This is a genomic window from Streptomyces thermospinosisporus, assembly GCF_039526425.1.
GTDB lineage: Bacteria > Actinomycetota > Actinomycetes > Streptomycetales > Streptomycetaceae > Streptomyces > Streptomyces thermocarboxydovorans.
On sequence record NZ_BAAAIZ010000027.1, the window covers coordinates 1 to 9,647 of the forward strand.

Consider the following 9,647-nt stretch of genomic DNA (forward strand, 5'->3'; position numbering starts at 1 on the left):
CAGCGGCACCCGCCTGCAGCACCCGACCGCCAGCGGCACCCGCCTGCAGCACCCGACCGCGAGCGGCACCCGCCTGCAGCACCCGATCGCCAGCGGTCTACGCCGCCCCTGAAGGCCCCCGGCCGGTGCTCCCCCACCGGCCGGGGGCCTTCGCGCGCATCTTCGGGGGCGGGGCTTCCGTCTGGTGGTCGGAGCCGGTCGGTGGTGCGACGCTTGGGGTGACAGATGTCCGCAGGACGAGGGCCGGGAGGCTGACCCATGGGACGGGATGTCCCGGCACTGGTGTTCACGCGCGAGGACCGCCGCCGGTACCGGATCAAGATGCAGGAGTGTCTCGACGCGTTCGCCCAGATGCTGCGCGATGCGCGGTTCGAGGCCGAGCGGCCCCAGGTGGGGCTGGAGATCGAGCTGAACCTGGTCGACGACCGGGCGGAGCCGGCGATGCGCAACAGCGATGTGCTGGATGCGATCGCCGACCCGGCCTGGGACACCGAGCTGGGCCGGTTCAACCTGGAGATCAACATCGCGCCCCGCAGGCTCACCGCGGGCGGCCCCGACGACTGGGAGAGGGAGATCCGCGCCGCGCTGAACCACGCCGAGGAGCGTGCCCGGACGATCGGCGCGCACCTGATCATGTCCGGCATCCTGCCCACGCTGCGGCAGGAGGACGCCGGCGAGGCGGCGCTGTCGGAGAATCCGCGCTACCGGCTGCTCAACGACCAGATCTTCGCCGCACGCGGCGAGGATCTGCACATCGAGATCGACGGCCCCGACCGGCTGCGGACCTACGCGGACAGCATCACCCCGGAGGCCGCCTGCACCAGCACACAGTTCCACCTCCAGGTGCCTCCCGAGCAGTTCGCGGACTACTGGAACGCGGCCCAGGCGATCGCCGGGATCCAGGTGGCCCTGGCGGCCAACTCGCCGTTCCTGTTCGGCAAGGAGCTGTGGCACGAGACGCGCATCCCGCTGTTCGAACAGGCCACCGACACCCGGTCGCAGGAGATCAAGGTGCAGGGGGTGCGGCCCCGGGTGTGGTTCGGGGAGCACTGGATCAACAGCGTCTTCGATCTCTTCGAGGAGAATCTGCGCTACTTCCCGGCCCTGCTGCCGCTGTGCGAGGACGAGGACCCGATGGAGACGCTCGATCGGGGCGACATCCCGGAGCTGGGCGAGCTGACCCTGCACAACGGCACCATCTACCGCTGGAACCGTCCGGTGTACGCGGTCGCCAACGACAAGCCGCATGTCCGGGTGGAGAACCGGGTGCTGCCCGCGGGGCCGACGGTGGCCGACACGCTCGCCAACGGCGCGTTCTACTACGGGCTGACCCGGGCGCTGGTCGAGGAGGAGCGGCCGGTGTGGTCGCGGATGTCCTTCTCGGCGGCCGAGGACAACCTGCACACGGCGGCCCGGCAGGGCATCGAGGCGCTGCTGTACTGGCCGGGCGTGGGCGAGGTGCCGGTGACCGAACTGGTGCTGCGGCGGCTGCTGCCGCTGGCCCACCTGGGTCTGGAACGCTCGGGCATGGACGCGGCCTGGCGGGAGCCGCTGCTCGGCATCATCGAGCAGCGCTGTGTCACCGGGCGCAACGGCGCGGTGTGGCAGAAGGAGGTGTTCCATCACATCGACGAGACGGAGCACTGCGGACGGCACGAGGCGCTGCGCCGGATGACCCGGCAGTACATCGACTACATGCATCTCAACGCTCCGGTGCACACCTGGCCGGTCGACTGAGCGGCGGACCGAGACGATGGCGGAGCGGGAACAGGACGCCGAGGGGGACCGGCTGGTCGCCCAGGAGCGGGACTGGGCGGCGGCCATCGTCGCCGACGACGCGGAGCGCATCGCGCGCTTCATGGCCGGCGAGTGGTGATCGTCTCGGAGCCGGGGGTCACCTCGAAGGAGCGTTTCCTGTCCCTGGTGGAGTCCGGGGACCTCGCCCACTCGGCGATGGACGCGGTGAGCCGTCCGCGGGTCCGGGTGTACGGCGACACGGCGGTCGTCACGGCGCGGGTGACGAACACGGCTCATCACCGGGGCGTCCGCCAGGACGCCGACGAATGGACGACGGACGTGTTCGTCAAACGGGACGGACGCCGGCAGTGCGTGCTGACCCACATCACCTCGGCGGCCCCGGACGCACCGGACGCGCAGTGACCCGGCCGGCGCCGGGGCCGGCATCGACGGATACCGGTTGACTCCGCTCTCCGTGGGTACCCAGGCAAGGGCGTTCACCATGAGTAATACTTTCGCTATATTGAGTGACTGACTCCTGTGTCGAAAGTGGTTTCAGCATGTCGGTGGTGGCGAGATCCGAGATTTCCGCTGAGGCAGCGGAACCCGTCGTGTCACCGGTCTGGTCCCACAACGAGTGGGATCCGCTGGAGGAAATCATCGTCGGCCGTCTGGACGGTGCGACGATCCCCTCGAATCATCCGGTGGTGCGGTGCAACATTCCTCCGTGGGCGGCGCGGCTGCAGGGCCTCACCGCCGGTTTCGCTTATCCCCGGAAGCTCATCGAGCGGGCGCAGGCGGAGCTCGATCAGTTCGTGTCCCTGCTGGAAGGGCTGGGTGTCACGGTCCGGCGCCCGGATCCGGTGGATCACCGCAAGCGTTTCGCCACCCCGGACTGGTCGTCGCGGGGTTTCTGCAACAGCTGCCCGCGCGACAGCATGCTGGTGATCGGTGACGAGATCATCGAGACCCCGATGGCATGGCCGTGCCGGTATTTCGAGACGCATTCCTACCGGCCGATCCTGAAGGACTACTTCCGGCGCGGTGCGCGCTGGACGTCCGCTCCCAAGCCGCAGCTCACCGATGAACTCTTCGACCCCGGTTTCCGCGTTCCGAAACCGGGTGAGCCGATGCGGTACATCCTCACCGAGTTCGAGCCGGTCTTCGACGCCGCGGATTTCGTGCGCGCCGGACGGGATCTCTTCGTCACCCGGAGCAATGTCACCAATCGCATGGGGATCGAGTGGCTGCGCCGGCATCTCGGGCCGGAGTACCGGATCCACGAGATCGAGAGCCGCTGCCGCACCCCCATGCACATCGACACCACGTTCGTGCTGCTGGCGCCGGGCAAGGTGCTGGTCAATCCGGAGTACATCGACGTCGACCGGCTGCCCGACGTGCTGCGCTCCTGGGACGTGCTGGTCGCACCGGAGCCGGAGCCGGTCTCCGATCCGCTGCTGAGGGTCACCTCGATGTGCGGCAAGTGGCTCAGCATGAACGTGCTGATGGTCGACGACAAGCGGGTGATCGCCGAACGGCATCACACGGGCATGCTGCGCGCCCTGGAGAAGTGGGGCTTCGAGCCGATCCCCTGCGACCTGCTGCACTACGCGCCGTTCGGCGGCTCGTTCCACTGCGCCACGCTCGATGTGCGGCGCCGCGGCACCCTCGAGTCGTACTGCGGCTGAACGCCCCAACGAGGTCGTGAGCCCGCCTCCGGCGAGGGCGCCGGGAGGAGGCGTCCGGACGGGGTGCTCGCCGGGGCGCTGAGGCGTAGCGTCCTGCGTAGGAGTGAAGTCCGGCATGGCCGTCTGTGACGGCCGGGGCCGGCGGGAGGTGCCGCATGGCGAGCGCGGGTGAACCGGTCCCGGGTGTCGGCGCGCTCGACGCCGTGTTCGCGGAGACGGTGCGCCGGACGGGCGCGTCCCTCGGCGCGCTCTACCTGCTCACGCCGGACGGGCGGATGCTGCGGCTCGGGGTGCTGGCCGGGGTGCCGGCCGAGTTCGCCACGCCGTGGACCACGGTCTCGCTGGCCGCTCCGGCGCCGGTCGCGGAGGCGGTCCGCGCGGAGCACCTGGTGTGGGTCGGCAGCAAGGGCGAGCTGGCGCAGCGCTATCCGCGCACCGCGGCGGCGCTGCCCTACCCGCTGGCGCTGGCGGCCGCACCGCTGACGGGCACCCGGACCTGGGGCTCGCTGCTGCTGATGTGGCCCGCCTCCCGGCCGTCCCTCATGGGCGAACGGGAGTGCCACCACATCCTGTCCAGCTGCCGTCGTCTGGCCCGCGTCCTGGAGGAGGAGGCCGCCGGACAAGCACGGGCCCCCGCCTCCCCCGGGCGGCCGCGCGTCCTGCCGTACGCGGCCGGGCCGACGGTGCCGGCGAGTGCCGCAGCCGACTTCGCCGAACGCCTGCCGGGCGGCAGCTGCGCGCTGGACCTGGAGGGCCGGTTCACCTTCGTCAGTTCGGGTGCCGGGCGGCTGGTGGGCCGCGACGCGGGGCAGCTGCTGGGCACGCAGCCGTGGCTGACCCTGCCGTGGCTGGACGATCCGCGGTACGAGGACCGCTACCGGGCCGCGGTGATCACCCGCCAGCCGGTGTCGTTCACGGCGTGCCGCCCGCCGGACCAGTGGCTGGACTTCTTCCTCTACCCGGACGCCAGCGGGATCAGTGTCCGCATCGTCCCCAGCGACTCCTACGCCTCCGGTGCGCCTCCGCTGCGGGCCCCGCCCGCCGACCCCCATGCCCGGGTGGGCCCGCTGTACCAGCTCACGCACATGGCGGCGGCGCTGACCGAGGTGGTCGGCGTCCAGGACGTGGTGGATCTGGTCGCCGACCAGGTGATGCCCGCCTTCGGCGCCCAGGGGCTGGTGCTGTCGATGGCCGAGGCGGGCCGGCTCGACATCAGCGGGCATCGCGGTTACCCCCGGCATGTCGTCGAGCGTCTGGACGGCCTGCCCGTGGACACCGACCTCACCCCGGCGGGCCGGGCCCTGGCCACCGGTGTCCCCGCGTTCTTCACCCACCCGGAGGAGATGCGGCGCATCTACCCCGAGGCGCCGCTGATCAGCGGCAAGCAGGCCTGGGCGTTTCTGCCGCTGATCATCTCGGGCCGCCCCGTCGGCTGCTGCATCCTGTCCTACGACCAACCGCGCGAGTTCCCGGCCGAGGAGCGTGCGGTGATGACATCGCTGGCCGGTCTGATCGCCCAGGCGCTGGACCGGGCCCGGCTGTACGACACCAAGCACGCCCTGGCACACGGGCTGCAGCAGGCGCTGCTCCCCCGGGCGCTGCCCGCGGTGGACGGGCTGCGGGTCGCCGCCCGCTATCTGCCCGCCACCCGGGGCATGGACATCGGCGGCGACTTCTACGATCTGCTGCGGCTCAGCGACAAGACCGCGGCCGCCGTCATCGGTGACGTCCAGGGGCACAACGCCGCCGCGGCCGCGCTGATGGGCCAGGTGCGCACCGGTGTGCACGCCCACGCCACCCACGGCGAGGCACCGGACCAGGTGCTGGCCGCCACCAACCGGCTGCTGACCGACCTGGAGCCGGACCTGTTCACCAGTTGTCTGTGCGCCGGGCTCGACTTCGCCGAGGGCCGGCTGCTGATGGCCAGCGCCGGTCACCCGCCGCCCGTGCTCCGCCTGCCGGACGGCACCACCCGCGTCGCGGATGTGCGGCCCGGTCCGCTGCTGGGCATCGACCCGGACGCCGAGTTCCCCGTCACCAGCGTGCCGCTCACCGAGGGCCTGACGGTCGTCCTCTACACCGACGGCCTGATCGAGACGCCGGGCGAGGACCTGGAGGACTCCATGGCGGCGCTCGCCAGCCGGCTCGGGCAGGCCGACGCGTCGGACCTGGACCGGCTCGCCGACGAGCTGCTCGGCGTGTTCGCCCGGGACGGCATGCGTCTGGACGACGTCGCGCTGCTGACGTTGCGATGCGGCCGCGCTCCGGCGGGCTGACGGGGGTACGTACCGGGTGGCGCGGCGTCAGCGGCCGTCCAGCCGCCGCAGCAGGCCGGCCACCTCCCGGCGCACGATGTCGCGGGCGGCGGGCGGGAGCGAGCCGAGGCCGGCGGCCGCCAGGGCGTCGAGCACCTCCTCGGTGCCGTCCGCGCCGGTTTGGCACTCGGCGCTCCCGCTCATCACCTCGTAGCCGTCGCGGACGGCCGTCCGCAGGCGGTGCCGCCCGTCGGGCTCGGCGGACAGGGCGGTGGCGACGACCAGCGGCGGCGGGCCGCCGGCTTCCGCCGTGGCCTTGTAGTAGCCGCTGATGACGGGGGTGCGCCAGCTCAGGTTCAGCAGCAGGTGCCGCTTGGCCACCACCTCGGCGAGGTCGGTCTCGTACGTGCCGTCGCGGTCGAGCACGGTGGCCCGTGCGTCGAGGACGAGCGCGGCGGGCAGCAGGCAGCGCAGGGTGCTGCCCACGATGTTGCCGCCGACCGTGGCCGCGCGGCGCACGGCTCCGGTGCCTATGGTGCCGGCCGCCCGGCGCAGCACCTCGGGGACGCGGTCGTCGATCTGGTGCAGCAGCACGGCCGCGCCCAGTGCCTCGGGCTCGCGCACATTGGCCTCGGGCAGATGGCGCAGGGACATGGCCAGTCCGGGGAAACCGTCGCGCTGCCACTGGGCCCAGACGAGGGTGGCGCCGCCGACGGGCACCGCCTGCTCGGCCAGGTGCTCGCGTGCTTCGGACAGGGAGGTGGGGAGACGCAACAGCACGGCGGTCGACCTGCTTTCCTCAACTCGGGCGACTGAGAACGGGACCCCGCTGCGTGATCAAGGACACTGCATTCTCCGCGGCCCTCCGGGGGCGCGTACAGGGCACACACCTGCGCCATGTGCGCCCTTTCGGGTCACCGGCGACCGCCGCCTTGCGCGGGACGGGGTGAGTGCTCCATGGTTGACGCGCGTCACATGGCTCGCCGTCCCAGCCGAAACTCACTCTCCCCACAACGGAGTTCGCATGTTCAGACGTGCCGCACGACTACTCGTCTCGCTTGTCATGCTCCTGGCAGCCGCATTCGCGGGGACCGTGGCCACCGCGGGCACCGCGCACGCGGACGGCTGCTACACCTGGACGCGCACCCTCTCCCAGGGGGCGTCCGGCGCCGACGTCACCCAGCTGCAGATCCGGCTCTCCGGCTACCCCGGTTACGGCGCCGTGCTCGCCGTGGACGGCAGCTTCGGACCGGCCACCGCCGCCGCGCTCAAACGCTTCCAGTCGGCGTACGGCCTCACCGCCGACGGCATCGCCGGCCCCGCCACCTACAGCAAGCTCTACGCCCTCCAGGACGACGACTGCACGCCGGTCCACTTCTCCTACAGCGAGCTGAACCGCTGCAACTCCACCTGGTCCGGCGGAGCGGTCAGCGCCGCCACCGCCAAGGCCAACGCGCTGCGCACCATGTGGAAGCTGGAGGCGCTGCGGCACGCCCTGGGCGACAAGCCGATCACCGTCACCAGCGGCTTCCGCTCGCACGCCTGCAACGACGCGGTGGGCGGCGCCAGCGGCAGCCGCCACCTCTACGGCGACGCGGCCGACCTGGGCGCAGGGCCGCACTCCCTGTGCACCCTCGCCAAGCAGGCCCGCTACCACGGCTTCCGCGGCATCCTCGGCCCCGGCTACCCGGGCCACAACGACCACACCCATGTCGACCACCGCAGCAGCCAGTTCTGGTCGGCCTCCGGCTGCGGCATCTGACCCGCCAACGGCACGACGAGGGCTCCCGGCGGCGACTGCGGCCGGGAGCCCACGGCGCGTTGTGCCGGACGCCCGACGACGGGCGGGGCGCACATGGCCGGCCGACGGATGGTCCATCCCCGGCCGGGATGTGTAGGCTGCCGACTCATGAGACAGGATGCGGTCCGCGGCCATCTGGACGGACTGCTGCTGGCGGTGCTGGAGCAGGGGCCGCTGCACGGCTACGCCATCATCACCGCTGTCCAGCAGCGCAGCAAAGGCGCCCTCGAACTGCGCACGGGCACGATCTATCCGGCGCTGAACCGGCTCGAGCGCATCGGACTGCTGCGCAGCAGCTGGCAGTCCACCGGCGAGCGCCGCAGGCGGTGCTACGAGCTCACCGAGGCCGGACGCCGGGCCCTGGCCCAGGAGCGGACGGCGTGGCAGGAGTTCACCACCGCCATCGGCTCGGTCCTGAATCCCGCCACACCTCCGGGAGTCGCCACATGAGCGCCGTCGCCCCGGAGTCCGACCCCGTCGAGGACTACGTCTCCTCCCTGGCCGCCGCCCTGCACGGCCCGGCGCGCACCAAGGCCCGCATGGTGGCCGAGGTACGGGAGGACCTGATCGACGCGGTGTCGGAACGCACCCGCGCGGGGCTGACGTACCGGCATGCCGCCGACCAGGCGGTGCGGGAGTTCGGGAGCGCCGACGAACTGGTGGCGAGCTGGCAGCACGAGCTGACGATCGCTCAGGCCCGGCACACCGCGCGGGCCGTGGCGCTCACCCTCCCCTGCGTCATCGCCTGCTGGTATCTGGTGCGGCGGGCGGGCCACGACCGGGCCGGTGAACTCTCGCACACGGCCCAGCAGCTGGCCTCCCATCTGGCGGGCGTCTCGGCCGTCGCCGCACTGCTGACGGCCGTGGCTCTGGTGGTCACCGGCACGCCGGCCCGCTGGCTGCCCACGCCGGAGCGGCTGCCGCTGACCGTGGCATGGGGCGGCACCGTCGCCAGCATCTCCATGGCCGTCGCCACCCTGCCCCTCACCGTCGCGGCCGCGCTGGGCGGCGACTGGCTGCTGCTCGGGTTCGCCGGTGCTCTCGCCGCCGCCTCGCACGCCCTGGTGGCGGGGCCGGCCCGGTCCTGCCGACGCTGCGCCCGGCTGCCGGTCGCCGAGGAAGCCGACGCCGGGGAGCTCTGACCGCGCGCATCCCGGCACTCGGAAGGGCCGGGAGGGCTCAGGCACCGGTCGTGGAGCCGGGGCGGACGATCATCAGCACCACCACGACGGCCCAGAGCAGGTTGAAGACCCCGGTGACCATGGCCAGCCGCGCGGCCGCGGACCGGATCGCCTCCGCGGTCGCGGGCTCCGTCGTGGCCGGTGAGGACGCGCCCGTGCCTCCGTTCACCGCAGCGGCGGCGACCTGGTCGAGCAGCCGCTCCTGACCGGGAAGGATCACCGACAGCAGCAGGGCGGCGGCGATCGCCGTGAGGACGATCGAGACGATCAGCCAGGCATCACCGAGCACCCCCATCTGCCCTCCGGTGGCGAGACCGAAGACCGGCACGGCGACGCCGACCGCCGTGTAGCCCCTGCATATCCGGTGCAGCAGTGCCGCGGTCGCGGGAGTGCGCTCCTCCCCGCTCGAATCGTGGTCCCCGGTCTGCGCCTTGACGAAGCGGGGGAACATCGATGCCGCCACCGTGATCGGGCCGATCGCCACGATCGCCGCCAGCACATGCACCGAGAGCAGCAGTTTGGTCACCGGGGACCCCTTCATAGGTCGAGTACCAATATGTTGGCTACCAACAGTTGATACCACGGGCCGGCCCACACCAGTAGGCTGCCTACCTATTTCCGGCCTGCTGCGCCGATGAGGGTCAGCGGGACACGATGTGCAGGAGGGCCGTGCCGTTCCGTCCCGTGGCCGCCTGGATGACGACGGCGTCGGGCTGGGCGGCGGGCGGTTCCGGATCGCCCAGCGGGCCGCAGGTGTTGCCGGAGCCGCGGGAGCGCAGGACCGTGGTGCAGCCCTGGCCAGGGCCGCCGGCGCCGGCCTTGGACCGGTTGCCGCCCGACTTCACGGTGTACTCGATCTCGTCCGGGCCGACCTCGGTCACAGTCAGGGTCGCCCGGCCGCCGCCCGGGGCCGGGAAGCGGATCGTCACCGGTTCCGACACGATGATCTCGCAGTCGCCGTCCGAGCATGCCCCGGCGTCTCCCC

At 72.1% G+C, this 9,647-nt stretch carries 10 protein-coding genes and 1 pseudogene; 8 read left to right on the forward strand and 3 right to left on the reverse strand.

Annotation, left to right across the window (positions count from 1 at the left end; genetic code table 11):
* Positions 1–258: 258 nt before the first annotated feature.
* From ABD207_RS10680 to ABD207_RS10695, 5 genes are all read left to right on the forward strand, one after another.
* Positions 259–1,737, forward strand: a complete 1,479-nt coding sequence (locus tag ABD207_RS10680; protein WP_344011942.1) for a glutamate-cysteine ligase family protein — start codon at positions 259–261, stop codon at positions 1,735–1,737.
* A gap of 16 nt (positions 1,738–1,753) precedes the next feature.
* Positions 1,754–1,876, forward strand: coding sequence for a hypothetical protein (locus ABD207_RS32120; RefSeq protein WP_425580677.1), 123 nt, complete (start codon positions 1,754–1,756; stop codon positions 1,874–1,876).
* Positions 1,870–2,160: a nuclear transport factor 2 family protein gene (locus ABD207_RS10685; RefSeq protein ID WP_425580678.1), complete on the forward strand. Its 291-nt coding sequence runs from the start codon at positions 1,870–1,872 to the stop codon at positions 2,158–2,160. Before ABD207_RS32120 ends, ABD207_RS10685 begins: the two co-directional genes overlap by 7 nt.
* Positions 2,161–2,297: 137 nt before the next feature.
* Positions 2,298–3,425: an amidinotransferase gene (locus ABD207_RS10690; RefSeq protein WP_344011944.1), complete on the forward strand. Its 1,128-nt coding sequence runs from the start codon at positions 2,298–2,300 to the stop codon at positions 3,423–3,425.
* A 155-nt stretch (positions 3,426–3,580) separates the two neighbouring features.
* Entirely contained in the window at positions 3,581–5,701 is a 2,121-nt protein-coding gene (locus ABD207_RS10695) for a SpoIIE family protein phosphatase (protein WP_344011946.1), read from the forward strand.
* Between the two features lie 27 nt (positions 5,702–5,728).
* Here ABD207_RS10695 and ABD207_RS10700 read toward each other — a convergent pair whose 3' ends face one another.
* Entirely contained in the window at positions 5,729–6,460 is a 732-nt protein-coding gene (locus tag ABD207_RS10700; RefSeq protein ID WP_344011948.1) for an FAD binding domain-containing protein, read from the reverse strand.
* Positions 6,461–6,704: 244 nt separating this feature from the next.
* On the opposite strand from ABD207_RS10700, the gene ABD207_RS10705 reads away from it, so the two are divergent.
* From ABD207_RS10705 to ABD207_RS10715, 3 genes are all read left to right on the forward strand, one after another.
* On the forward strand, positions 6,705–7,442 hold the full coding sequence (locus ABD207_RS10705; protein ID WP_344011949.1) for a D-Ala-D-Ala carboxypeptidase family metallohydrolase: 738 nt from the start codon (positions 6,705–6,707) through the stop codon (positions 7,440–7,442).
* A 147-nt stretch (positions 7,443–7,589) separates the two neighbouring features.
* Entirely contained in the window at positions 7,590–7,931 is a 342-nt protein-coding gene (locus ABD207_RS10710) for a PadR family transcriptional regulator (RefSeq protein ID WP_344011951.1), read from the forward strand.
* Positions 7,928–8,623, forward strand: a complete 696-nt coding sequence (locus ABD207_RS10715) for a permease prefix domain 1-containing protein (protein WP_344011953.1) — start codon at positions 7,928–7,930, stop codon at positions 8,621–8,623. The genes ABD207_RS10710 and ABD207_RS10715 overlap by 4 nt, the downstream gene beginning before the upstream one ends.
* A 37-nt stretch (positions 8,624–8,660) precedes the next feature.
* Here ABD207_RS10715 and ABD207_RS10720 read toward each other — a convergent pair whose 3' ends face one another.
* Together ABD207_RS10720 and ABD207_RS10725 are read right to left on the reverse strand one after the other, a co-directional pair.
* Complete coding sequence (locus ABD207_RS10720; RefSeq protein ID WP_344011955.1) at positions 8,661–9,188, reverse strand: hypothetical protein; 528 nt, start codon at positions 9,186–9,188, stop codon at positions 8,661–8,663.
* Between the two features lie 115 nt (positions 9,189–9,303).
* A pseudogene (locus tag ABD207_RS10725) lies at positions 9,304–9,647 on the reverse strand (hypothetical protein); the annotation flags it as partial.

Bases quoted from the DNA above. Each gene is read 5' to 3' on its own strand.
- ABD207_RS10715 (WP_344011953.1), top strand. From the start codon at position 7,928: ATGAGCGCCGTCGCCCCGGAGTCCGACCCCGTCGAGGACTACGTCTCC.
- ABD207_RS10695 (WP_344011946.1), top strand. From the start codon at position 3,581: ATGGCGAGCGCGGGTGAACCGGTCCCGGGTGTCGGCGCGCTCGACGCC.
- ABD207_RS32120 (WP_425580677.1), top strand. From the start codon at position 1,754: ATGGCGGAGCGGGAACAGGACGCCGAGGGGGACCGGCTGGTCGCCCAG.
- ABD207_RS10690 (WP_344011944.1), top strand. From the start codon at position 2,298: ATGTCGGTGGTGGCGAGATCCGAGATTTCCGCTGAGGCAGCGGAACCC.
- ABD207_RS10705 (WP_344011949.1), top strand. From the start codon at position 6,705: ATGTTCAGACGTGCCGCACGACTACTCGTCTCGCTTGTCATGCTCCTG.
- ABD207_RS10680 (WP_344011942.1), top strand. From the start codon at position 259: ATGGGACGGGATGTCCCGGCACTGGTGTTCACGCGCGAGGACCGCCGC.
- ABD207_RS10710 (WP_344011951.1), top strand. From the start codon at position 7,590: ATGAGACAGGATGCGGTCCGCGGCCATCTGGACGGACTGCTGCTGGCG.